General features: G+C 31.9%; 28 protein-coding genes and 2 pseudogenes. 12 read left to right on the top strand and 18 right to left on the bottom strand.

The window, feature by feature from the left end; translation table 11 throughout:
• Positions 1-124: 124 nt before the first annotated feature.
• The 4 genes from cdaS to nagZ all read right to left on the bottom strand — a co-directional run bounded on the left by cdaS (position 125) and on the right by nagZ (position 3,328).
• Positions 125-751, bottom strand: a complete 627-nt coding sequence (gene cdaS, locus EP747_RS02505; protein WP_129688389.1) for a sporulation-specific diadenylate cyclase CdaS — start codon at positions 749-751, stop codon at positions 125-127.
• Positions 752-885: 134 nt separating this feature from the next.
• Positions 886-1,272 carry a RidA family protein gene (locus tag EP747_RS02500; protein ID WP_129688388.1) on the bottom strand — a complete coding sequence of 129 codons (387 nt, stop codon included), beginning with the start codon at positions 1,270-1,272 and terminating at the stop codon, positions 886-888.
• Positions 1,273-1,350: 78 nt separating this feature from the next.
• Positions 1,351-1,587 carry a hypothetical protein gene (locus tag EP747_RS02495; protein WP_129688387.1) on the bottom strand — a complete coding sequence of 79 codons (237 nt, stop codon included), beginning with the start codon at positions 1,585-1,587 and terminating at the stop codon, positions 1,351-1,353.
• Between the two features lie 103 nt (positions 1,588-1,690).
• Positions 1,691-3,328, bottom strand: a complete 1,638-nt coding sequence (gene nagZ, locus EP747_RS02490) for a beta-N-acetylhexosaminidase (RefSeq protein WP_129688386.1) — start codon at positions 3,326-3,328, stop codon at positions 1,691-1,693.
• A gap of 188 nt (positions 3,329-3,516) precedes the next feature.
• Here nagZ and EP747_RS02485 point away from each other — a divergent pair, with 188 nt between their 5' ends.
• Together EP747_RS02485 and EP747_RS02480 are read left to right on the top strand one after the other, a co-directional pair.
• Positions 3,517-4,434 (top strand): alpha/beta hydrolase, encoded by a 918-nt coding sequence (locus EP747_RS02485; protein ID WP_235832728.1) that lies wholly within the window; start codon positions 3,517-3,519, stop codon positions 4,432-4,434.
• A 189-nt stretch (positions 4,435-4,623) separates the two neighbouring features.
• Positions 4,624-5,580 (top strand): hypothetical protein, encoded by a 957-nt coding sequence (locus EP747_RS02480; RefSeq protein WP_129688385.1) that lies wholly within the window; start codon positions 4,624-4,626, stop codon positions 5,578-5,580.
• Here EP747_RS02480 and EP747_RS02475 read toward each other — a convergent pair.
• The 4 genes from EP747_RS02475 to EP747_RS02460 all read right to left on the bottom strand — a co-directional run bounded on the left by EP747_RS02475 (position 5,567) and on the right by EP747_RS02460 (position 8,441).
• Positions 5,567-5,794, bottom strand: a complete 228-nt coding sequence (locus tag EP747_RS02475; RefSeq protein WP_129688384.1) for a hypothetical protein — start codon at positions 5,792-5,794, stop codon at positions 5,567-5,569. The two genes, EP747_RS02480 and EP747_RS02475, sit on opposite strands and share 14 nt — an antisense overlap.
• A gap of 70 nt (positions 5,795-5,864) precedes the next feature.
• The gene (locus tag EP747_RS02470) at positions 5,865-6,152 is read right to left on the bottom strand and encodes a hypothetical protein (protein ID WP_129688383.1); all 288 of its coding nucleotides are present in this window, start codon (positions 6,150-6,152) and stop codon (positions 5,865-5,867) included.
• A 164-nt stretch (positions 6,153-6,316) separates the two neighbouring features.
• Positions 6,317-7,588: a helix-turn-helix domain-containing protein gene (locus EP747_RS02465; RefSeq protein ID WP_129688382.1), complete on the bottom strand. Its 1,272-nt coding sequence runs from the start codon at positions 7,586-7,588 to the stop codon at positions 6,317-6,319.
• 286 nt (positions 7,589-7,874) lie between these two features.
• Positions 7,875-8,441 carry a DUF1643 domain-containing protein gene (locus EP747_RS02460; RefSeq protein ID WP_129688381.1) on the bottom strand — a complete coding sequence of 189 codons (567 nt, stop codon included), beginning with the start codon at positions 8,439-8,441 and terminating at the stop codon, positions 7,875-7,877.
• Between the two features lie 217 nt (positions 8,442-8,658).
• Here EP747_RS02460 and EP747_RS02455 point away from each other — a divergent pair, with 217 nt between their 5' ends.
• Entirely contained in the window at positions 8,659-9,447 is a 789-nt protein-coding gene (locus EP747_RS02455; RefSeq protein ID WP_129688380.1) for an HAD family hydrolase, read from the top strand.
• A 431-nt stretch (positions 9,448-9,878) separates the two neighbouring features.
• Here EP747_RS02455 and megL read toward each other — a convergent pair whose 3' ends face one another.
• The 4 genes from megL to EP747_RS02440 form a co-directional block, all read right to left on the bottom strand.
• On the bottom strand, positions 9,879-11,075 hold the full coding sequence (megL, locus tag EP747_RS02450) for a methionine gamma-lyase (RefSeq protein ID WP_129688379.1): 1,197 nt from the start codon (positions 11,073-11,075) through the stop codon (positions 9,879-9,881).
• A 502-nt stretch (positions 11,076-11,577) separates the two neighbouring features.
• Positions 11,578-11,709, bottom strand: a complete 132-nt coding sequence (locus EP747_RS25045; protein WP_268875886.1) for a hypothetical protein — start codon at positions 11,707-11,709, stop codon at positions 11,578-11,580.
• A gap of 557 nt (positions 11,710-12,266) precedes the next feature.
• Complete coding sequence (locus tag EP747_RS02445; RefSeq protein WP_129688378.1) at positions 12,267-12,935, bottom strand: response regulator; 669 nt, start codon at positions 12,933-12,935, stop codon at positions 12,267-12,269.
• A gap of 21 nt (positions 12,936-12,956) precedes the next feature.
• Entirely contained in the window at positions 12,957-14,060 is a 1,104-nt protein-coding gene (locus EP747_RS02440) for a sensor histidine kinase (RefSeq protein ID WP_129688377.1), read from the bottom strand.
• Positions 14,061-14,244: 184 nt separating this feature from the next.
• On the opposite strand from EP747_RS02440, the gene EP747_RS02435 reads away from it, so the two are divergent.
• Positions 14,245-14,754: a hypothetical protein gene (locus tag EP747_RS02435; protein ID WP_129688376.1), complete on the top strand. Its 510-nt coding sequence runs from the start codon at positions 14,245-14,247 to the stop codon at positions 14,752-14,754.
• Positions 14,755-14,818: 64 nt separating this feature from the next.
• Here EP747_RS02435 and EP747_RS02430 read toward each other — a convergent pair whose 3' ends face one another.
• A complete protein-coding gene (locus tag EP747_RS02430; protein WP_129688831.1) occupies positions 14,819-15,517 on the bottom strand; it encodes an aspartate/glutamate racemase family protein in 699 nt (232 codons plus the stop codon).
• A gap of 180 nt (positions 15,518-15,697) precedes the next feature.
• Here EP747_RS02430 and EP747_RS02425 point away from each other — a divergent pair, with 180 nt between their 5' ends.
• The gene (locus tag EP747_RS02425) at positions 15,698-16,237 is read left to right on the top strand and encodes a helicase (protein ID WP_129688375.1); all 540 of its coding nucleotides are present in this window, start codon (positions 15,698-15,700) and stop codon (positions 16,235-16,237) included.
• Between the two features lie 3 nt (positions 16,238-16,240).
• On the opposite strand, the gene EP747_RS02420 is transcribed toward EP747_RS02425, so the two are convergent.
• Entirely contained in the window at positions 16,241-16,609 is a 369-nt protein-coding gene (locus tag EP747_RS02420; RefSeq protein ID WP_129688374.1) for a DUF4180 domain-containing protein, read from the bottom strand.
• Positions 16,610-16,901: 292 nt separating this feature from the next.
• On the opposite strand from EP747_RS02420, the gene EP747_RS02415 reads away from it, so the two are divergent.
• The 3 genes from EP747_RS02415 (at position 16,902) to EP747_RS02405 (ending at position 19,069) form a co-directional block, all read left to right on the top strand.
• Complete coding sequence (locus EP747_RS02415) at positions 16,902-17,537, top strand: pentapeptide repeat-containing protein (protein ID WP_129688373.1); 636 nt, start codon at positions 16,902-16,904, stop codon at positions 17,535-17,537.
• 81 nt (positions 17,538-17,618) lie between these two features.
• A complete protein-coding gene (locus tag EP747_RS02410; RefSeq protein ID WP_129688372.1) occupies positions 17,619-18,503 on the top strand; it encodes an RCC1 domain-containing protein in 885 nt (294 codons plus the stop codon).
• A gap of 47 nt (positions 18,504-18,550) precedes the next feature.
• Positions 18,551-19,069, top strand: coding sequence for a cysteine hydrolase family protein (locus EP747_RS02405; protein ID WP_129688371.1), 519 nt, complete (start codon positions 18,551-18,553; stop codon positions 19,067-19,069).
• A 169-nt stretch (positions 19,070-19,238) separates the two neighbouring features.
• Here the strand turns inward: EP747_RS02405 and manA are convergent, their stop codons facing one another.
• From manA to EP747_RS25295, 3 genes and pseudogenes are all read right to left on the bottom strand, one after another.
• Positions 19,239-20,183 (bottom strand): mannose-6-phosphate isomerase, class I, encoded by a 945-nt coding sequence (gene manA / locus EP747_RS02400; RefSeq protein WP_205753797.1) that lies wholly within the window; start codon positions 20,181-20,183, stop codon positions 19,239-19,241.
• A 23-nt stretch (positions 20,184-20,206) separates the two neighbouring features.
• The gene (locus EP747_RS02395; protein ID WP_129688369.1) at positions 20,207-21,079 is read right to left on the bottom strand and encodes an ROK family protein; all 873 of its coding nucleotides are present in this window, start codon (positions 21,077-21,079) and stop codon (positions 20,207-20,209) included.
• A gap of 300 nt (positions 21,080-21,379) precedes the next feature.
• Positions 21,380-21,424 (bottom strand): annotated as a pseudogene (locus tag EP747_RS25295) (hypothetical protein); the annotation flags it as partial.
• Positions 21,425-21,467: 43 nt separating this feature from the next.
• Between EP747_RS25295 and EP747_RS25290 the strand changes: the two are divergent.
• The 3 genes and pseudogenes from EP747_RS25290 to EP747_RS02375 all read left to right on the top strand — a co-directional run.
• A pseudogene (locus EP747_RS25290) lies at positions 21,468-21,632 on the top strand (hypothetical protein); the annotation flags it as partial.
• 202 nt (positions 21,633-21,834) lie between these two features.
• Complete coding sequence (locus EP747_RS02380) at positions 21,835-22,185, top strand: transposase (protein WP_129688368.1); 351 nt, start codon at positions 21,835-21,837, stop codon at positions 22,183-22,185.
• Positions 22,186-22,244: 59 nt separating this feature from the next.
• On the top strand, positions 22,245-22,739 hold the full coding sequence (locus tag EP747_RS02375) for a hypothetical protein (RefSeq protein ID WP_129688367.1): 495 nt from the start codon (positions 22,245-22,247) through the stop codon (positions 22,737-22,739).
• A 267-nt stretch (positions 22,740-23,006) separates the two neighbouring features.
• Here EP747_RS02375 and EP747_RS02370 read toward each other — a convergent pair whose 3' ends face one another.
• On the bottom strand, positions 23,007-23,315 hold the full coding sequence (locus EP747_RS02370; RefSeq protein ID WP_129688366.1) for a hypothetical protein: 309 nt from the start codon (positions 23,313-23,315) through the stop codon (positions 23,007-23,009).
• 425 nt (positions 23,316-23,740) lie between these two features.
• Between EP747_RS02370 and EP747_RS02365 the strand changes: the two genes are divergently transcribed.
• The gene (locus EP747_RS02365) at positions 23,741-24,205 is read left to right on the top strand and encodes a hypothetical protein (RefSeq protein WP_129688365.1); all 465 of its coding nucleotides are present in this window, start codon (positions 23,741-23,743) and stop codon (positions 24,203-24,205) included.
• Positions 24,206-24,226 lie beyond the last annotated feature (21 nt).

The raw sequence follows: 24,226 nt of genomic DNA, 5'->3' as shown, positions 1-24,226 counted from the left end.
CCTTTCGTATCGGAATAATTAAGTATAATCATAATATGATTTCAAAAACAATACAATCCATAAAATCTGAAAAAAGTAAAATTATTATAAAAACAAAAAAACGATCAAAATGATCGTTTCAGTTTTAATTAATAGGTGCTCCATATTTAACAGGATATAAGCTGCCTTTATAAGCGAAAGATATATTTCCTGTTTCTTCTGATACAACTAGAGCAAGTGCATCGCTTTGTTCTGAAATTCCAACTGCTGCTCGGTGCCTTGTTCCAAGTTTTTTATTATCGTATGTAATTTTAGAAAGTGGAAGTACATTACCTGCTGAAATGATCATGTTATTTTCAACCAGTACTGCTCCGTCATGTAACGGGCTACCTGGATAAAAAATTGATTCTAGTAATGCAGGTGATAGTTTTGCACCGACGTGGATCCCTGAACTCATCAATTCTTCAAGTGAGTCGTCTCTTTTTACAACAATTAATCCACCATGTTTTCGTTCGGATAAGTGTTGAACTGTGATTGTCAATTCATCAAATATATCAGTATACGGAGATAGATATGAATTTAAATAATATGAGGCTGCATCCATTTGTAAATTATTAAAGACGCGATGGATATTTTCAAATTCAGTTAATATGCCGCATCCTTTATTTTCAATTCTTCCAATCATGCCTTCGATTTTTAAATTAAGTTGAGTTAGTGTTTTTGTTATATTTTTTCTTATACTAGGATTTAATTGAGACTCGAATTCATCCATTTCAATTTTTCATCTCGCTTTCGAACCGAATTACCTCCACTTAAGTTTCCCAAAGGTCGCTATGTTATACCGATCACTACCATCCTTGGTTCCTGTATCAATAGCGATTGATGGTTCGTAACGAACTAAGTTGATTATCTTGCTGCCCATGCTTCTACTTCTATTTTAATGTCTGGATTTGCTAATGCTGATACATAAGCATAAGTCGTTGCAGGTGGGTTTCCAGAATGAAATTGGCTCCAACAGTCTAGAAAGAATTGACGATCGATTTTCTCCGTTAGCCAAAAGTTTAGTTTAAAAAGATTATTAAGCTCGACTTTCTCACTCTCAAGGATGTTTTTTATATTCTCAAGTGCATTGACAAATTGACTTTCGATATCATTTGGAAATACTCCGTTTTTGTCGTTTCCTACTTGACCTGATAAAACAACTAGTTCTGCATGTCTTGGGACAATTGTGACATGACTATATTGGCCAACAGGTGCAGCAACAGTTTCGGGGTTTACTTTTTTAATTTTCATTTTTATATCCTCCTTTTTTCTTTCAAAAAACCTCAAATGTCTTAAACATTTGAGGTAGTCATTTTATATGTATACATATTATCTTAATAATTCTATTACTCTAGCTAATCCTGTAGGTGTTATTGAAATATTAAATAATGAAGCAATTTCTTTTTGATCTACATCACTCTTAATCCAAGTTAAACCGTTTATAAATCCTTGCATTTCTAATTCAATTAATGCAGGTTCGACATCATCAATAGCTACTCCTACTTCATTATGAAGCCCTTTTTCAAAGTCTGGCTCTTTTTCTTGAAGTTCTTTAAAAATAGCCAATAGCATTAATCCTGCATCTGAAATCTTACTAGCCAGAAAGAACACCACCTTTCAGACTATTTATTCGACAAAAGGTGGTAATTTCCTTTTTTTGCTAATTTTTCTACTTATTTAATAACTTATTTGTTTTTTCAACGAGCTTTTGAAGATCCATCGGCTTTACTTGATTATTAACTAGTTTATATTTTTGTTTTAGTAAAATGATTCTTTTTACACTCTCGTTTATACGTTCTTCTGAAATTGTTTTGTTTTTCACGGCTGTTTCGATTTCTTTATAAACAGCTTTTACTTTGTTAGGATCATGAGCAACCATAATGATATCACTTCCAGCTAAAATGGAAGTAACCGCTGCTTTTTCCAAATTATAATTTTTTCCAATTGCATCCATCGTCATATCATCCGTCATAACCACTCCATCATATTTTAAATCATTCCTTAACATTGAAGTAATGACCATTTTAGACATTGAAGCAGGGTATTTATGATCGATTTTTGGTAATAAAATATGTGCAATCATAACAGCATCTGCGTTTTGATTGATAGCGTCCTTAAACGGTATTAATTCTAACGATTTTAAATCTGTATACGATTTGTTTACAACAGGTAATTCTAAATGGGAATCAACCGAAGTATCACCATGTCCTGGAAAATGCTTTACAACCGGAATGACTTTCTCTGATTGAATCCCTTTCATTGTTTGTATTCCTAACTTACTTACAGTTACTGGATTATTACTAAATGAACGATCACCAATGACCGGATTTTTAGGATTACTATTTACATCTAAAACAGGTGCAAAGTCCATATTTAAACCAAAAGCTTGTAGCTGCTCCCCTAGTATTTGACCAATTTCAAATGAGAATTGTCCATTATTTTTCTTTCCAATTATTTCGTTTGACGGTATCTGACCAAGATTTCCTGGTAAACGTGATACCCTTCCACCTTCTTGGTCAACTCCGAATAAGATTGGTAAATGATTATTTCGATTAGCAGCCTTTATTGAATTTACAAGTTTAAGCGTTTGATTGTTATTCGTTAGATTTTCATTGTAAAAAATAAATCCACCAATATGATATTGCTCAACTAGTTCTTTCAAACTAATTGAGTAATTCGGTCCGTAAAAACCTGAGATAATCATTTGACCTATTTTCTCTTGAAGTGTCATCGCATTCAAAAGCTGATCTATTTTAGTGCCCGTGCTAGGAATAAGCTGGTCAATAATAGATACTGACGTATGATGCAATATTGGATTATTATTTTCACTAGTTGGTCTTGGTAAGATAAACTTCAGTTCAATGCGATTTGGCAGTTCATAAACTAAAATAATTTGATCAACTTGTTGATCTTTATAATATTTAATCTTACTTGGCTTTTTTAATTGTTTCATAATATCGTCATAGTGAATTTGTTGTAAGTTAGAATCATATGATCTTACTTCATAAATTCGGTTTTGATGATCATATCCTACTGCAAATCCCTGTTTTTGATAAGTTAAGTACGTACCATTAGCAACCTGATCTTTTTGGGTAGATTCCCCAAACTGCTCCGTTATATCTTTTAAAAAAGTCTTCCCTACTTCTATATTTTTTTGGTTTGGAATTTCTCCTTGTTTAGCGCTTGAAATTATATTATTTAAAATTTCTTCCGTTGAAAGTTGACTCGAATGATTAGTTTCCGTTTGATGATTTGTATTTTTATTTGGATGCGAATTTGATGAATCTTGGAAAACTTTATCTTTCACTGCAAAGTAAACACTTGTACAAATAATTAACAATAGTATTAATAAAAAAACAGTTTTTTTGATAATATCTCCTCCTAAAATATTATTTTCCCCTCTTTACTTACTCATATTTCCATTGGTTAAGTGGGCACCTTCTAACGAATAGGTGCATACGATGAGAAAGATTAAATGAGGAGGGACTAATTAGCATGACCAGTAAAAAAGCCCATGAAATGATTCAACCTATAAACTGCAGAAATCAAAATATAAATCCAAATCAGAGTAATCCTTACTATGGTTATCACCAATATTGGTATAACGAATATCAATCATATCCTTTTCATCAACAGCATCATTCAATTGACCAATCTGACATTTTTTATCGTCAGCATGCTCAAAGCACTTTCGTTTTAGTTCACGGCTCATGGGTTGATCCATTCTTCTGGCACGGGATCACACGAGAACTACAAAAAATGGGACATATTGTTCACACACCACAGTTGCCTGGGCATGGTACAGATAAAGATAAAAATGTAAACCATGAGATGATTACAAAACAAGTTGTTCATTATATAACGTCTAATAAGCTTAATAATATTATTTTGATAGGTCACAGCTTTGGTGGTACTGTCATTCAAAAAGTCGCTGAACAGCTTCACGACCGAATTAGAAGATTAGTTTTTTGGAATGCTTTTGTTTTAAATGACGGTGAAAGCCTGGCTGATCAATTTCCACCACAAGCACAAAAATTCCTTTTAGACTTAGCTGGGCAATCTTCTGATAATACAATTAAACTACCGTTTCAATACTTCCGAGATGTGTTTGTTAACTTGGCTGATTTACAAACGGCGCGGCAAATTTATAGTGCGACAACACCTGAACCAGCAACGCCCCTTGTCGAAAAGCTAGATTTAAAAACGTTTTACCAATTATCTACTCCAAGAAGCTTTATTAATTTACAAGAGGATACAGTAGTACCTGCAGGCGAAAATTCTGGTTGGTACCCTCATATGGCTAGTAGATTAGGTGTATATCGTTTTATACAAGGAAGTGGCGATCATATGTCAACAGCAAAAATATACCCAAGAAGAATGGCACAGTTAATTGTAAATGCCTCACGAGACTAAAAATAGATTTTACTAGTTTATGATTGTAACACTTAATTTATTTACCTTTAAGTGAAGTGAACTGTTATAACTTCATTTAAAGGTAATTTAAAACAGATTTAATCCTATTAATATATATTTAATATTTTTGTAACATGTAATATACTAATAGTATGAAAAATTTTAATATTATATTATTAGGAGACCGAAATGAATAAATTTAAGAAAATCGCCACTATAGCAACTGCAACAACTCTATCAGCGGGTATTCTATTAGGTATGCTACCAACTGAAACCCAAGCCGCAACTAATACTAAAATTGTCCAAGCTCAAAATGATTTAAAAAAACAAGTAAGCACTTACATTAAAGTACTTAACAACTTAAAAAGTGAAATCTATTATACAGATCAGGATGTTTATGATTATTATAAAGAACTACAAACTGATGTTACTTTATTTAATAAGTACGGATATACAGGTAAAGACGAACTAGTGAAAAAAACAGCGAACTTTAAAACAAGAATTGATAAAGCTCGTAAAGACAATGCAGCAGTAGATATGAAAAAAATAACAGCACAGTTTAATACATATATCAAAAAAGTAGATTCAAAGAATGCTAAAACATACTTTACAACTCAAAAAAATAAATTAACGGCAATTAGAAATTACCAAAACCACACATATGATACGATTGAGTCATATGTATACGATATCGAAGACCAAATTTTTACTGAAAATGAAATTTATATTCGTAAGCAGTTACCTGTTGAATATAAAAACTATGAAGCTGAAGATACTTTAGTATCACAACACTTTTTTGGGATGACAGCTAAAGAACAAGAAGTTATTAGCTATGCTTATGATGTTCTTGATATGGATTACACAACACATCGTCAAATTGAAAAAGATCTAGATTCTATGTTTGATAAGTATTTTAAAGATGGTTTTGATGAGATCTATGATATTGAAGATAATGAAGGCTTAGATAATGCAATTCAAAAAAGAGATGTAGCAAAAGCAAAAGTTGTTCTTGTAAATTCAACTGCAGTTCTTAAAAAGTTTAATAATACTTACAATCAATTTGAAGCTGCGGTCAACGCATATAAATCAAATTTAACAGTTAAATTCGCTAATAAAGTAAAAGCAACACCTGCTACACAACAATAAGATAAGCATCTAAATAAAAACAGTCCTTTGTTTGAAAATCATCTTTTCCAAAGGACTGTTTTTTGTGCTTAACTTGATTTAATTTTTCTTGTTTCGTTTTTGTTCTACGCGTATTTAAATCTAACATCGCAAATGCACTTCTACTTAATTCTGGATTTCGTTTACCTTCTCTAATTAGTTTGTCTCGTAATTTTCTTGCTTTTGATTTGCTCATTCTTTCCACCTCTTTTAACTTTATTCTTCTATTATATACATGCTTTCAAAGTTTTCCACCACTTCATCATTTATTTTTTTGAAATTGGAATAAAGTGATTAAATAAACCGACCACTTTTATTTCCTTGTCTAAAGCCTTAACCTCGTAAACTGAAAAAAAGACATAATCTTTTTTAGTTGTAACCTTACTAATAAGTTTTTCCCCTAATAAGTCAATCCCGAAATCAAGATATTTATTTTTTGATTCTAATTTAAGTTGATCCTTTGCCCAAGTGACAAACTCTCCCTTAGATGGATTCGTTTGTGCAGAAATAATTAAACAGATTGCGAAAGCACCGATAACAAATAATTTTTTCATAAAGTCACCTTTTCATTATTTTTACTAATTATATGATAAAGGATATTACTGAATTGTCCAGAAAATATCCTTTTTTATTAATAAAATGTCTAGAAAAAATAAAAAAGGGCCCTAATTGCGACCCCAGAAAGTAAAATCAAGTTTAAAAATTTTCAGTTTGAAACTTATTTAATTACAGCACTTTTTACAATTTTTGAATCTAAAAATGGAATCACTGAAAAAATTTCATTAATGCCATGTTTTGATATAGCATCTAAAGCAAGTTCATTAAGTAGGTCACCTTCAATAAATGGACAGATTGGTGCTAATGACTTGATCCCATTTAATTCATAACTCTTTCTTGCACATTCATCAATTATGTCATCACTAATAAATGGCGCCATCGATGCTAGTCCTTTTATACCATTTGTTTCAAACTCTTTCTTTGCACATTCATCGATTATTTCGTCACTGATAAATGCTGCCATTGATGTTATTTCTTTTATGCCATTCAAATCAAACTCTTTCTTTGCACACTCATCAATGATCTCATCGCTAATAAATGGTGCCATTGACATTAATCCTTTTATACCATTTGTTTCAAACTCTTTCTTTGCGCATTCATTTATTACTTCTTCGCTGATAAATGGTGCCAAAGTTGTTAATCCTTTTATTCCATTCTTTTCAAACTCTTTCTTTGCGCATTCATTTATTACTTCTTCGCTGATAAATGGTGCCAAAGTTGTTAATCCTTTTATTCCATTCTTTTCAAACTCTTTCTTTGCGCATTCATTTATTACTTCTTCGCTGATAAATGGTGCCAAAGTTGTTAATCCTTTTATTCCATTCTTTTCAAACTCTTTCTTCGCTAATTCGTCAATTAATTCATTACTAATAAACGGTGCAACCCTAGTTAATTCTTCAATCCCATTGGACTCAAACTCTTTCTTCGCAAATTCATCAATTACATCGTTACTTATATAAGGTGCCATCCGTGATAATTCTTTGATTCCATTCGAATCAAATTCTTTCTTTGCACATTCATCGATTATATCTTCACTAACAAATGGAGCAATATCGGATGTATCAATAATCGTAAGATCATTCTCAATGTTTCTAAAAACTAAATCTGCTTGATCAATATTAAGAATCGGTGCAACATTTAAAAATTCTTCTTTTTTAACTTCTAACTCAATTGAAGAATCAGGATTATCTTTTTCAATTAAATTATTGATCAACTTAACTCCTTTTTCATTCCCTAAAATTTCATCAATACTTACATTAAATATCTCTGCAAGCTCGGGTAATTTTGAAATATCAGGCATTGTCTCTCCACGTTCCCAGTTGCTTATTGCTTGAAAGCTAACACCTAATTGATCAGCTAGCTTCATCTGTGTAATCTTGTTTGCCTTTCTTAATTGAGCGATTTGTCTACCTACTTTTTTCATATCAAACATTTATATCACCTCTATTTAAAAGTTAATTTCATTGTATCTAGTTAATTGAATAGATAAAATCAAGTGTTACTTGAATTGATGAAAAATGGACTCAAGTAATAATTGAGTTTCTAAAAAGTCTGCAATTTTAGTAAAGTTTAGTATTTAAATTAAGATGTAGCTATCTGGCTTGAGCTTAACTAAATGCTCAATTTATTATAACAATTTTTATACATATAAGTATTTGAATTTTCAATCAATAAAAAAAACAACCCAAAATGAGTTGTCTTCAGAAATATCATAAAGATTATTCTTTTGTAGTCCATTCGTAAAGTGCTTCAAAATTTAATTTTTCTAACCAATGTCGTTCCGCTAAAATAACTGGGTGAATCAATATATCTTTCCGATTTGAATCGTCACAAAAATTAAATAATTTATCTTTATAAGGTTCTAGCAGCTCTAGAACTTCTTTTATTCGCCATTTAAATCGTTTACTTGAACCCCAACCTACTATAATAATGTCTGCGTCACTAATCGCTAATTTTATTGCTTCATCGTTATGTTCGCCAACTTCGCATTCTTTCCCTTTTAGCTTTGTTGAATCCGGTTCCATTAATGCAAAAAGATTTACTAGTTCTAGCGATCCGAAGTTACCTTTCTTATAATCTATAAAAAAGTTAAGACATCTCGCCAATATATAATCACTCTTTAGATGATTTGCTCGACAAGGATTAAGTAATACAAGAGTAGCTTTCTTTTTTGATTCATCCCAAGTTCTTGTTAGCGAATATCGCATTAATTTATTTTGTTTATCAAAGACCGCCTTCGTATTAATCTGCATTGAATGACAGTTTACAAAATCCTCAAATGACATATACTCACTCTTTTCATCATTAATTAAAACAAAATCAACAAGGTATTATATTCCGTTTAATCGTCATTTGTACTATATTATTAATTTAAAATAAATAATCACTACATTGTATCTAAAAAAAAGTAAAATTTTAGTAGCTTCCTATTTACTAATTCATATTTTCCTAGTACGATAGTGGATAATTTATACAGTTCATATTAGGAAGGGGCTATTTTTTATGATTAAAGGAATCATTTTTGATTTGGATGACACATTACTTTGGGACCAAAAAAGCGTTCAAGTTGCATTTGCAAATACATGTAAACTAGCTACAGAAAAATACGGTATCGATCCAGCTGAATTTGAAAATGCCGTTCGTGATTCGGCTAAAAAGCTTTATGAATCATACGATACATACGAATTCACAAAATTAATTGGTATAAATCCATTCGAAGGACTATGGGGGAATTTTTTAGATGATCATGATCAATTTCCAAAAATGAGGGTAAATTCGCCTTCTTATCGAAAAAATGCATGGACACTTGGCTTAAAAGCATTTGGAATAGATGATCCAGAATTTGGTCATTTATTAGCCGAAACATTCCCTGAAGAACGCAAAGGAAACCCTTTTGTATACGATGAAACATTTGATGTGCTTGATCGATTAAATGGACAGTATAAACTACTTTTACTAACAAACGGCTCCCCTGATTTACAACATACGAAGCTTTCAATTACACCAAAGATTAAAGAATATTTTAATCAAATACTAATTTCTGGAGACTTCGGAAAAGGTAAACCTGATCCAAGTATTTTTGAACATGCCTTATCATTAATGGAACTTTCAAAAGATGAGGTTATTATGGTCGGAGATAATCTTATGACTGATATTCTAGGCTCAAGCCGAATTGGTATGAAAAACATATGGATTAACAGGCATAATAAAGAACGAAATGAAGTTGTACCTACATATGAAATTACTCATTTAGAAGAGCTTTATCCGATTATTGATTCTTTGAATAAGTAGGTTTTGTTTAAAAATCTAGTGGTCCATTTTTATGGGGACTTGCTGGATTTTTTTTATTGATTGGAATTTGAATTGGAAGGTAATTATTCAAGCAAGTGCAATTTTCACATCGACATTTTTATATAAATATTACGATTTTGACTAGATATACCCCCTATTTATGTCAAAGCTCTTAAAAATCTTCCCTTTGAAAGACTGCTCGTCCTATAAAATTTTTTAACTAATGAAATTGACCGTTTCGATGAGTAAGATTCGTTTCATAAAATGTAGTATCAAACTTATGGATGTTAACTAATATTGTCGGAACAAAATGGAATTAGCATAGCTAAAAGCACTTCACCGGAGAATAGAACTCATATTTTAATTTTATAGCTAAAATAAAAAGTACTTTCTAAGAAAAATTTAGAAAGTACTTTTTTATCAACTCGAGATTAACATAATGTATTGCTACTAGATTTAAGTAAAGCTTGTTGTAAGTCCGCTACGATATCTTCCCATGCTTCTAATCCAACTGACATGCGTAGCAGATTATCTGTGATGCCCATTTTTTCTCGTAACTCTTTTGGTACGACTGCATGTGTCATCGTCGCCGGATGCTGAACTAATGTTTCTGTATCACCTAGACTTACCGCTATTTTTATCATTTCCAGATGGTTAATGAGTTCCTGTGTTTCTTCCTTTGTCCCATCAATTGTAAATGCGAAAACTCCTCCACCTTTTTTCATTTGCTTACTTGCAATAAAATAATTTTGATTTTTAAAATCTCCAGGGTAGAATACATCCTTTACCAATGGATGCGATTGTAAAAATGAAACGACCTTTCTTGCATTTTCACATTGACGGTCCATTCGAACTGCTAATGTTTTTAATCCTCGAAGCAATAGCCATGCATCAAATGGAGACATAATCGCTCCTATATCTTTTCGGATAGGAATCATTCGATCAGCTAGCTCTTTTGTTTTGCAAACAACAATTCCTGCAACCACATCACCGTGACCACTAATATATTTCGTTGCACTATGTAGCACAATGTCACAGCCAAGTGTTAATGGTTTTTGTAAATAAGGTGAACAAAATGTATTATCAACTACTACGGTAATATTATTTTTCTTTGCAACTTCGACAACCATTTCAATATCAATGACTTTCATAGTAGGATTGATTGGTGTTTCAATAAAGATAACTTTTGTGTTTTCTTGAATTAAGTTTTGGATTTCTTCTTCAGTATCCATTTCACAAAAGTTATGTTCAATGCCGAATTTGCTCTCTAGAATTTCTAAAAAGCCATACGTACATCCGTATATGCCTTTTGAACATAAAATATGGTCTCCGGTGCTAATTAAAGAGAAAATTGTAGCAGACACAGCAGCCATTCCAGAACCAAACGCTAACGCTACTTCTCCTTCTTCTAACGCAGCCATTCGTTCTTCCAAAATTTGAACTGTTGGATTTCCTAACCTTGAATAAATAAAGTCATCTCTTTCTCCAGCAAAGGACTGTTCTCCATGTTGTGCAGTTGGAAATGTATAGGTAGACGTATGAAATAATGGAGGAGTTAAACTCCCGTGATACTCACTAGTTTTGTAGCCTTCGTGAATCAATTTTGTATCAAACTGATTTTTCTTCATTTCTAATTAGCCTCCTTAATTATGTGTGTGTTGATCAAACTTTAATTAAAGCAAAAACATAAAATGAAAGCCCTTACAAATTGTTCACTTAGACTACTTCTATGTATAGGAAAGTAATACCTTTTAACAGATCATACTATAGGTAAAATTACATACTCTTAATCTAATATAAGACTAAAATAAAAAATAGAAAGTAGCAAAATATTCGTTTTTGTATTAGTTCTTTCTATTTATTCACTAAAATTTTCTACCTAACTTTTTTCCTACTACTTTTTTCGTTCGATAGAGTTCTAAATTTAAACACAGAATTCTTTTATCAGACTTATTTGAATTATTTACAACCAAATCTTTACAACAGTCATTTTGAATTTCATAATATTCAGACTGTAATTATCAAAAAAAAAAGAATCATCCTCTTTAACAAGGTTGATTCTTTTTCTTAGTCGATAATGAAAAAAGCACTTTCTATAAATCTAGAAAGTGCTTAATTAATCTTATTTTGTTAATCTTCTAACCACTTCAGAATTTCATCAATTCCAATCGCTTCTTCAACTTCTGGAAATTTCTTAATAAAATTTAAATCGGTATCATTTGGTATCAATTCATCAAATTCGTTTGGATCATGGACGCTCATTGACTACACCTCTTTAGTAAATTTTATTTAATTTTTGTATTGTTAACAAACTTACTTAATAAAATACATATCCAATTTTTTATGAAAGAAGTACTTCGATTAACTGAATGAATTAATTATAATAATAGTTCGTAGTTTTTTTATTTTTTCCTCTTTTTTATCATAAAAAATCTTGTACAAAATAGTTCTTCGTCTAGAACAAACTCTTCCATTCGACCATTTAATATTATATCTATTTAATTAGATGTATTTTATGATCACATTTATTACCGAGTCTATGTAACGAAGATTTTCTACAACATTTTTATTACTGATTCTAAAGTCATCCTTATAATTACTTCTTCTAGCCTTATGTTTAATCAAAAATTAGTACTATTCAATTCGAAACTTCTTCTCCTAAACTACCCTTTCCACTTTTTCCTCCGAATTGATTTTAAAAGTAATACAAGCTATTATGAAAAATTTCATTTATGTAGATTTCGGTCCAAATAAAGTAGGTGTTATCTCAGATAGAAATAACATCTACTTTTAAATTTCTTTCCTAAATCCTTTCCTTGTTACTTTACCATTCCATTCCTAAGAGCCGTTACGACTACTTGTGTTCGGTCTTCACAGCCAAATTTTTGTAATATACGATGGACATGTGATTTAACAGTACCTTCCGTTATAAATAATTTCTTACCGATTTGATCATTTCGAAGTCCATAGGCCATTTCCTGGAGGATTTCTTGTTCACGTTCCGTTAGTTTTTCGATTAGTATTGATTCACCTTTTTTACTTGGAACAGCAAATCCAGAAACAATCGCTCTAGAAAGTGCATTTGCTGCAAGAGTTGTTTTAAAAATAGCTTCACCTCGAAAGGCTGAGCGAATTGCATCAAGCATTTCCTCAACTTCAGCATCCTTTAATAAAAATCCCACAGCTCCTGATCGAATTCCTTGGTAAATATATTCTTGGTCATCAAATGTAGTTAAAATAACAATTTTCGTCGTAGGTAATTGTTTCATTATTTCTTTTGTAGCATCTATTCCTGAAAGATTTGGCATCTGTATATCCATCAGAATGACATCTGGGAGTTTTTCTTTTGCTAACTTGATTGCTTCTATTCCGTCGGATGCCTCACCAATTAAGTTCATATCATCTTGTAGATTTATTACATAACTAAAGCCCTGCCTAATCATCGTTTGGTCATCAACTAATAAGACCTTTATTTTTTCAGATGACATACTTTCTCACCCTTTCCTTCGTCACAATGGTATTTTTGCAACGATTTCAAAGCCATGTGGAAAAATAACTGAATAGGAAAGACTACCATTCATTTTCTCTAGTCTTTCTCTCATTGATTTTAATCCAAATCCTTCACTAATTTTTTGAGCATTTTCTAAATCCCCATTATCCCTAATGGTCATATTGATGCCTTCAGATTCCTTTTTCAGTACAACATCTAGTTTTGTAGCTTGAGAATGACGTATAACATTTGTAATTGATTCTTGTATAATTCTAAACAGTATTTTGTATACCTCGACATCTAATTCAACATCACCAATCTCCGCTTTAAAGGAATATTGAATAGTTGATGAGGACTCCATATGTGTCAATAAAGTTTCTAATGTGCCAATTGCAGATTGAGGAAGATCATCAGCAAGAGAATGAACTGATTTTCGTATATCATCTAAACCTTTTCGAGCAACTACTAACATATCCTTTAAACTTTGTTCAGCTTGATTTGGATCCTTTTTTATCATATATTGTACAGCTTGCATTTGAACGATGATTGAAGTTAAACTATGTCCCACTGCATCATGAATATCCCTTGCAATTCGATTTCTCTCTTCTAGAATTGCATTTTGCATTACAGTAGAAGACGCTTCCTGTAGCTGACTATACGCTTTTTCTAAATTAACGACATGCTGTTTATTCAATTCATACATTTCATTTCGCTGCATTCTACTTCGAATATTTAAATAAATAATAATTGAAATTAAAATATAGGTTAAAACGTTTAATAAATCTTGGTGTCCGAATCGCGTATAGATTAAAGCAATGACGATCATAACGATAATTGATGTAATCGGAGTTCTCGATAAAGATGACCGAATAATCGTTATATGAAACATAAATGCTAAAAAATACAACACATTTATTTCTTTAAACATAATTAATCCTACCAAATTTACATTCGACCATTTATCTCTAGGAATTAATAAAATGCATGTTAACGTAACCCAAATAGTTAAAAAAAGTGCCGTTTTAAGAGGTGGCCCACTAAATAATTTCCCGGTGCTCATGAAAATTAAAATAATAGTAGCACCTATAATTGGTCTTAATAAGAAGACTTTGTTCTCCTTCAAAATAAACTTACTCCTCTCATTTACCCTTTAAAAAAATTCACTTTTAATTTTAATCAATATTCTTCCTGTTTTCCTCTATCTCTAGTTATAGACTTTATGAATAAATTTCTATCAAATAGAAGTCGGTTCAAAATAAATAAAAGAATATCATATGAACATACAATACAAATTAAGGAGAAAAACAATGAATCAACAATATATTTTTATCGGAATCATAATTTTACTTTTAGTTTATCGCATCTTTAAAAGAGTCCGTCGAAGTATCGGATGGCAGCAATTGAATAAGAAGAGAATGCGTATAAGTACAGTTATCTTCTTTATAATTGGAGCATTAATACTATTTCAAGGTGGTTTAAAACCAATTATATTAACATCAGATGTTATTGGTATTTTAATCGGAATCGGGCTTGCTTATTTCGCTTCAATCAAAACAAATTTTGAAAATAGAAATGGAGCATGGTTCTATAATACAAATATTTGGATTAGCAGTACTGTTACACTACTATTCTTCGGTCGCTTAGTTTATCGAATTTATGATATCTATTCAATTGAAAAACTTAATGGATTACAAAATGATGCTTTATCTAACAGATTACAAAGCATGGCTTCTGGATGGTCTGCTGGGCTAATGCTAATCATGTTTGCCTATTATATTGTCTTCAACTTATTCATTATTCAAAAAGTTGAAGGTTAATTGTTCTGAATGGTGAAATATGAAAACCCACAAGGAAATTTAATTACCTTGTGGGTTTCTTTTATTATTTAATACCTAAAGCAAAATCCACAGCACTTTCGGCATGAATTCTTGTCGTATCAAAAACAGGAATACTGCAATTTTCCTGAGAGATTAACATCGTTATTTCAGTACATCCCAATATAACAGCTTCCGCTCCTTGTTCAATTAAATGATCGATTATGTTTAAATAAACTTGCTTAGATTCCTCTTTCACAATTCCAAGACAAAGTTCCTCATAAATAATATTATGTACAAGTTTTCTTTCAGCTTCATTTGGGACAATAACATCTAAACCAAACTGCTCAATTAATCTTCCTTTATAAAAATCATGCTCCATTGTAAATGCTGTTCCTAACAAAGCAATTTTTTTAATTTCATTATTTACAATTTCTTTAGCAGTTGCATCAGCAATATGTAATAGAGGAATTTTGACCGATTCTTCAACTTCCTTTGCCATCTTATGCATTGTATTCGTACAAATAACAAGACAATCTGCTCCACTTGTCTCAAGCTTTTTAGCAATTTCAATCATTATTTTCGTTAACTCATCCCATCGATCCTCAAACTGAAGCGTTTTAATTTCTTGAAAATCGACTGAATACAGTAAGCTTTTTGCGGAATGATGACCGCCAAGCTTTTCTTTCACACGTTCGTTCATAATTTGATAATACAGTAAAGAAGACTCCCAACTCATACCACCAATCAGCCCAATTGTTTTCATCATCATCAACTCCAATTTCTTTTTAAATTTTTACTCATCTGTTGATCAAAAAATTCAAGATATGAATTAAAAGCTTCTATGTAAATTTAATACCTATTATTAACTCTTAGTTTAACAAGGAAATTTAACGAGAACTATAGAATAGTTTAAGCACAATAAAATGTTGTAGGAGAGAACAAAATGCATATTGAAAAAGAAAAAATATACCCTAATTGTCCATTTATTATTAGAGTAGTAGAAATTGGCGGCCTTACGAAATCTCAGTTAATCGAGAAATTACAACAATCATCTATCTCGATGAATGAATATGGTGAGATGCTATTAAAAGATGATCACTTGACAGTATCAAATACAAAGTACAGCCTTCAAACAGTTGAACTAACAGTTGGCGATCTTGGATTTTTAGAGGGAGCTACAACACCTCAAATTTATAAAAAAGCGATGGAACTAAATTTGGAATTATGCCCTCTTGAGCTAGGACCTTACATAAGACTATCGTATTTAGATCAACCAGAAGGTTTTTCAGGGAATTCTGTAAAGCAACATCAAGCTCCATCCGGTTCGATTACAATTGCTTCTGAGGCACTATCTGAAGATGAAGATTTTCCGAAAGGATTTTACATTAGACGAATAAACGGTGTACTATGGCTTCGTGGATATCGTGCCGATCATCTCCACGTTTGGAATAACGATGATCATTTTATCTTTTGTCAAAAATAGTGATTATTTTGCTTTAGATAGACTATCAATTGCTTCTTGTTCTGATGACACAAAAAATACATTATTCCCTTTATTACACTCATAAATGAAATCATTTAGAGCCTTACTAGTATAACGAGAAAAGTCACCTATAATCGCAAACTTAATATTGTAGTTAACGAACTTTTGAAGCACCGCACCTGCAAGTTTCGTACTAAGATTGAAAAAATCTTCTGAAATTGCTTCTTTGTTAAGTGCTATACGATTACTTTTATGATCATAACTTATTGTCATAATAAGATCTAAAGCACTTTGTTCATCCATAAGTATTACTGAATCTGCATTGGCGATTGTAATTATCTTTTCATTTACTTCTGTTGTTTTTATATTCATCTACTCTTCCCCTTTTCAAAGTATCTATTATTTCTACTATTTTAAAACAAAGAGTATGTAGCGTGAAGCGATATTTTTGTTTTTATTTTTAAGAATTAATTGTAGATGAAATATAAGAAAGTTTTTCTTTACCCACTGATTGACAATTTAGTTTCTTCTTTTTTACAACTATTTTGTACACAAACCATATAAAATTAATAGTCTTTTTTTAAAACCCAAAAATCTTTATAGTAATGAGTGACTAATCAAACGGATTAAATTTCATCCAACTTATTTAAAGAGAGGAATCACTATGAAAATCGATACACCTACTATCCCCAAAGAGTTAATAGCTAGAAATTTTTATGATATTTTTTATGAAGAAGACCCAGAATTGGGAATGTGTGAGATCTCTGGCTCTGTTTTTGAAAATGAAGTTGTAGATCGAGTATTTTTATATAAAGCGGTCATCAAGAATTGTAAATTTACTAATACAGATTTTAGAAATATCAGTATGACTGATGTATATTTTGAAGATTGTGATTTATCAAATTGCAATATGAGAAATTCTTCCATCCACAAAGTTATCTTTAAAAATTGTAAATTATTAGGCGCAAATTTTACGGAATCTAGCATTGGTAATGTACAGTTTGAAAATTCTGTTTTGAATTTGTCACTATTCGGAGATTCAAAACTAGAAAAAGTAATTTTTCGAGACTCTGTTCTAAAAAGTACTGATTTTTATGATTGTAAATTCAAAAAAGTTGATTTTAATAGATGTAATATTGATGGAGCAAATTTTGAACAAACTTCTCTCAATGGTATAGATATTAGTAGTTCTACTTTTAATGAATTAACAGTTTCAATTAGTAATTTAAATGGTTGTAAAGTTTCATCAAATCAAGCCGTTCAATTTGCAACATTGATGGGACTAAAGATAGTAGATTAGAAGTTAAGTATTTGATTAAATCTAAAGATTTTTAATTAGAAATACTATTTAAATCCTGTCAGTTATTGGAGTGATAAAAATATGGATTATAGTTCACCGAACGAAGCGGAGTTAAAAGTGAAAATCTGGCCTAAAGATTCTATAGCAGCAGGTTACCGTCATACCGTCGGGCTTAAATCAGATGGTACTGTTACAGCTGTAGGTGATAATAAATATGGCAAACTAGAAGTAAACGATTGGCGCGATATTTTGGCGGTTGCAGCGGGTAACGCCCACACGGGGAATTCCCATACCATTGGACTTAAATCAGACGGAACTGTTGTGGCTGTGGGATGGAATAAGCATGAACAATGCAATGTGAGTAGCTGGCATGATATTGTGGCGATTACGGCTGGTTGGCGTCGTTCCGTCGGGCTTAAATCAAATGGTTCGGTGGTAGCTGTAGGTCGAAATAACGATGGTCAGTGCAATGTAAGTGATTGGCACAACATAGTGGCGATTACGGCAGGTGACTGGCATACTGTCGGACTTAAATCGGATGGCTCTGTCACAACTGTAGGTAACAATCGGTATGGCCAATGCAAAGTAAGTGAATGGCATGATATTCTGGCGGTTGAGGCGGGTTATCTTCATACCGTCGGGCTTAAATCGAACGGCACGGTTGTTGCTGTCGGATTAAATAAGGATGGTCAATGCGATGTAAGCGAATGGCACGACATAGTAGCGATATCGGCTGGTAGTAATCATACGATTGGACTTAAATCGGATGGCTCTGTCATTGCTACGGGGTTGAATAGGCACGGCCAATGTAATGTAAGTGACTGGTGCGATATTGTAGCGATTTCGGCGGGTTGCACACATACTCTCGGACTTAAATCAGATGGCACGGTTGTAGCTGCAGGTAGTAATGAATTTGGCCAATGTGATATAAGCAGCTGGCAAGATATCCAACTATCTGCAAAATAGTTTTTAAGGTGTAAAAAATATCCAATTTTCTAAGGAGAGATTTATAAATGAAAAAAACAGCTCTTTTAGTAATTGATGTACAGGCTTTTATGTTCTCCGAATCTGATCCGGTATATAACGGTGAAACATTATTAAATAATCTAAACAAATTGATCGATAAAGCAAGGGCTACGAATACTCCAATATTTTATATACAGCATTCTGAAGAAGGTTCTCCACTTGAATATGGTACACCTGGTTGGGAAATCCAGTCAGATATTGCTCCAATTGATGGAGATATAATTATACATAAAACAACACCCGACTCATTTTTTAAGACGAATTTAAAAGAAGAGCTGACAAAACAGGAAATTAATCATTTAGTCATGGCGGGAATTCAAACGGAAATCTGTGTTGATACTACCACTAGAAACGCCTTTGGAAATGGCTATGAAGTTACACTTGTTACGGACGCTCATAGTACATGGAATTCAGATGAGCTTACGGCTGAGCAAATTATTAAACATCATAATCAGACACTGCGCTGGTTAGCTGAGCCTAAAACTACTAGTGAAGTTGAATTTTAAAAGGCAGCTAATAAGCTGCCTTTTCTTCTTAACAAATGCTCGTTTTCTTCTTTGCTTCCCCTATCTGCGGAGCTAATTTACAACTTAGGTAACTTCGCGCCTCGAAAGACAAGAGCTTGCATTCAGTTTGAAAATCTTCTGAAAGGATGCCTTTATTTCCCTTTAATGCTTAAGTATGCGAAACAATTATTTCACAATCACCATCTAAAATAAATTCCCCAAATCCAACAGGAATGATGAAGTTCGAGCCTTTTGATAAATTATATTCTTCTCCGCTATGGATTAGTTTTCCATTACCGTTTATTACACTTAAAAGTAAATATTGATCATTATAGGTTAAATAAGCTTTACCAGTAATATCCCATTTATATACGGTGAAAAATTCCGAATCTACAAATGTATTAATCTTTATATTTTCTTTTTCCTCCGTCTTAAATTCCACTTCTGTTTCTTGATGAGGAACTGTTGTTACATCGATTGCTTTATTTAAATGAAGCTCTCTTAAATTTCCTTCATGGTCTTTTCGATCATAATCGTATACCCGATAAGTTGTATCAGAGCTTTGCTGTGTTTCTAATACGAGAGTTCCTTCACATAATGCATGGATTGTTCCACTTGGGACATAGAAAAAATCACCCGGCTTAATTTTTACTCGGCGAAGTAAATCTGACCAATCGCCTTCTTTAATTTGGCTAATTAGTTCCTCTTTTGTTTTGGCATTATGGCCAAATATCATATGTGCGTCTTCTTTACAGTCAAGAATATACCAACATTCTGTTTTCCCGAGATCACCATTTTCATTAACTTTTGCATAAGAATCTTCAGGATGTACTTGAACAGATAAATCCATATTTGCATCTAATATTTTCGTTAATAGCGGGAAAACTTCCTCGTTTGGGTGACCAAATAACTCCGGTTGCTTTTTCCATAATTCATTTAATGCAATACCTGCAAATGGGCCATTTTCAATAATGGATGCACCATTAGGATGAGCTGAAATTGCCCAGCATTCACCTGTATTATCATTTGGTATATTATAGTTAAAATCTGATTTTAAAGCTGTTCCACCCCATATTCGTTCTTTAAATACTGGTTTTAAAAATAATGGTTGCATGCTAATTTCCTCCTATAGGCTATTTAAACTAGTGCATTCTTATTTAATGCATTTTGTGCAAGCATAAGAGCTCCAACAATTCCAGAGTTATTACCTAAACCAGGTGGTACTATATACTCATTCAATTCTGGTAAACTAACATAATCACAAACTAGCTCATTTAAATATTTGTAAACACTTTCAAAAACTTGCATTTGATTCATTACGCCCCCACCAAGAATGATTTTCTTAGGCGAAAGAATTAATATGTATTGCATAAGTGCTTGGGCAATGTAATATCCTTCTAAATCCCAAACCTCTTTTCGATCGATCAGATTTGAACCTATTTTCCCCCATCGCGCTTCAATTGCAGGTCCAGAGGCTAAGCCTTCTAAGCAATCACGATGGTATGGACAGTTCCCTACAAACTCATCATTCAGATGACGTCTTACTAATATATGTCCCATTTCAGGGTGTGTGATTCCTTGAAGTAAATTACGATTTACGACAGCTCCAGCTCCTATACCCGTACCAATTGTTATATATAAACAGCTATCTAACCCTTTTGCTGCACCAAAAGTAGCTTCACCTAGTGCCGCTGCATTCACATCCGTATTAAAACCAATTGGAACAGAAAAATGCTGACTAATTGCTTGTACGAAAGGAAAACCTTGCCAAGCCAATTTAGGGGTTGATGTAATCGATCCGTAAGTAGAGCTCGCTTCGTTTACATCAATCGGACCGAATGATCCGATACCAATTGCTTTTATGGGATAGTTCTTAAAAAATTCAATTACTTGTGAAATCGTTTCATCTGGCACAGTTGTCGGGAATTGAATACGTTCAATAAAATTGCCATTTTCATCTCCGATAGCACATACAAACTTTGTTCCACCTGCTTCGATTGCACCTAACATTTGCCATTACCTCCAGTTAAAATAAACTAATTAAACCTTACATTATTTAAAGTAGTTATAAGCTCGCCTTACTTTTTTTGTATATAGAAACATTTTTAAAGAGAAATCATGTGATTAATTTCACATATTTTATTGGACGAAATATATTTTTTAATCCATATATACTTATGAAAGCTATATAAAAATAAGACTCTTTTCATGTACAAAATAAAAAAGGAGCCCCTCTACCTCGAGCGACTTCCTTTTCCTTAAATTTAAAACTAAACTCTCCAAACGCTTATTTAACCGATTTCTCCAATCCTAAGCTAACTCAGGAATATCCAATATAGTTTTAATTCCTTCAACATTTTTTGGATCATGGAAATAATTCTCATTAGCCTATTTTTGTGTAAATGATGGACTTGGTTTTCTAGTTCAAACTGAATTACTCCGAAGAGGATTCAATGTACCAGATGATGTATCTGTATGTAGCTTTGACAAATGGTCAGCGAGCCAATACATGAAATTTTATTGCCTACTAGACTGGTTATTAGGGAATCTACTGGTGAACTAGGAAAGCAGGAATGATAGGATTTTAGAAGAATGGAAACTAAAAGAATACAAATGTTTTGCTGTTTTGACACGTTTACTTGGTTTGATTTTCTTATTCAACATAATGGCAGTTTAGTTGAATAAGAATTGTCATGATTTCTTTAGTTAAAAAAGGTAAAATGTTATAAAATTTAGAGGACAAAGTTTGAAAAAGGAGAACAAACATGAACAATGTAGAGTTCGTTAAAAATTTATATCAAATAGTAGTTAAGGAAGACCTTACTTTGTATGAAGATTTATTTGTTAATACTGAAATTAAAGATGCAACAGATCCTTATTGGAAAGATGCACTAAATTTCTATGCGGAGCTCACAGATGATAATAAAAAGATGCTTTTTAAAATTATAGAACAAGTTCAGGTTGATACTGTATCCACTGTTTTAGGAATATTTGATGGAGTAGTTTCTATTTCTGATGACGACTATGAAATTGAAATTAAGATTAACGGGAAAGCAGAACTTTTAAATAGAGATTTACAAGATTTATTTCTGGAGTATGTTGAAGAAAACGAGTAGTTATACAACTAACGCAGTGCGTTAGTCAAATAGTTAATCATGGGGGAATCTTAGAATTTATGAAAATAGAAAGTGATATCCTAAATCGTATTAATAATATTCAATGGTTCGTAAACTGTGGGAAAACAATAGAATATGATGTTCATTTAAATATATCTTTTATCGATTCATGGAAAAAGGCAGAAAAGCATTACAAAAAGTTATCATGGGAGAACTTTACATTAGATGCAAATAATGACCTTGCTGCATTTCTACGAAATAAATATTCCAGAGAATACTCAAATTGGAACAGTATTGCAGCCGAGGGTCGTAGTTTTATAAATAACGAATTAGTTCCTAAACTTAATGTAGTTAAAGAACAAAATGAGTTGGACCAAGATTTTGTTGGTAATGTATCATGGGACATCTTAGGAGCAATCATGGAGTATACATATAAAAACTGCAAAAATAGACCTACTTTTTTTCTAGAGTTACTTCGTATTTACGAGGGTGGAAATTTCCCATGTGGTTGGGAAGGTGGAAAACCTCCAAAAGGAAATTTAGTTGTATTTTAATAAAAAAATAAATCAACGAAGATTCATCCTTATTCAACTAACGCATGCGTTAGTTCAATAAGGTAAAAATGTTGTTGTAGTAAATGAGGTCCATTGTAGTACAAAAATAGGATAGAAATAGCAGATATCATATCTGTTTTTCTATCCTTCGTTTTTTGTCATATCATGTATGACTTTAAATAAAAACACTTAAATATACATATTTTTTTCATTTACTTGACTTTCAATAAAGTATTTTCCCAATCTTTTTTCAAAGTTTTAATTTTACTAAAATCCTTCATCTTGAGATGAAAAAGGTATATGAAGTCTTTGCTCAACCACACGAAGTCGCTGATTTAATCTATTTAAGCGTCTAGTATGACGTTCTGAAGTTTGTTGAAGTTGATTTACTTCCCTGTTTAGCTGATTTACTCGTCTTTCTAACTCATTTATTCGTCTTGTAAAAGATTGAATTTGTTGAAATTGTCCTTGCTGTCTATCTACGTCATACTCATCATGATAGGTTGGTTGATAATATTGATGTTGTAAGTATGAAGATTGAGGTGGATAAGTGTAATAATTACCATAGTAATACATAATATCTCGCTCCTTCCTTTTAAGATAACAAGATAAAATATGTAGGCAAATGAAGGATGGAAACGGCTCTAGCCTAATTTACTTAATGAAAATTTAATGTTATGAAGTTAAGTTGAAAAAAGGGATTAATGGACATTATGAAGAATTAATAGAAAAGAATTGGGCCAGTTTGCGAAATTTTTTAAGACTAAAAAGTAAACGTTTTCAATTACTCTAGTAATGAAAAGTGTTTAATAAATAGCAATAAATAAAGTTCTTATGCAATTACACATGCTTTAGTTGAAGATCATGAGTCATATTTATGACTCTTTTTTTATTGAAGTAAATGGCAGTTTAGTTCAATAAGAAAAAGGTTTATTTTATAAATAATATCTGAAAAATCATGGTAAAATTCAGATAAATAAAACCTTTAAAGGAGCTATCTCATGCGTTCATTTTTTAATAAAATTCAACAATTTTTAAAAAATGGAGTGAAAAAAGGAGTGATTATGAGAATGCAACTAACAAATGATTATGATGGTTTTGACATGGTATGGATTGCATCTGATATAAATGGTCAACTTGGCGCATTTAATACTTTCGGAGGAGGTCCTGTTCCATGTGAAGCGCTAAATTTTCCATTTGAAGACATTGAGGAAGCAGTGCTCCGATTATCATACAATTCTGGCACTCATCTACTTCCCCAATTGCCAAGCCAAGATAGATTTATTGAACTGGTAAATCGTGGTTTCTTTGTATACGACTGGAGCCACTCTAATTCTTATAAATTATATGAGGTACCTATAAAACCGCGCTTAATCAGTGAATTGCCGGATGATTTGCAAAAGTTGGCTGATAGCATAAAATTTCACATTGCATTTAAAGAAGAAAGTGAATTGAAGGTGGAGTAAACATGTTTAATTGAAGATTTA

Source organism: Gottfriedia acidiceleris, assembly GCF_004138285.1.
Classification (GTDB): domain Bacteria; phylum Bacillota; class Bacilli; order Bacillales; family Bacillaceae_G; genus Gottfriedia; species Gottfriedia acidiceleris_A.
Note: the sequence above shows the minus strand (reverse complement) of the source record. Positions and strands in the feature narration are given on the sequence as shown.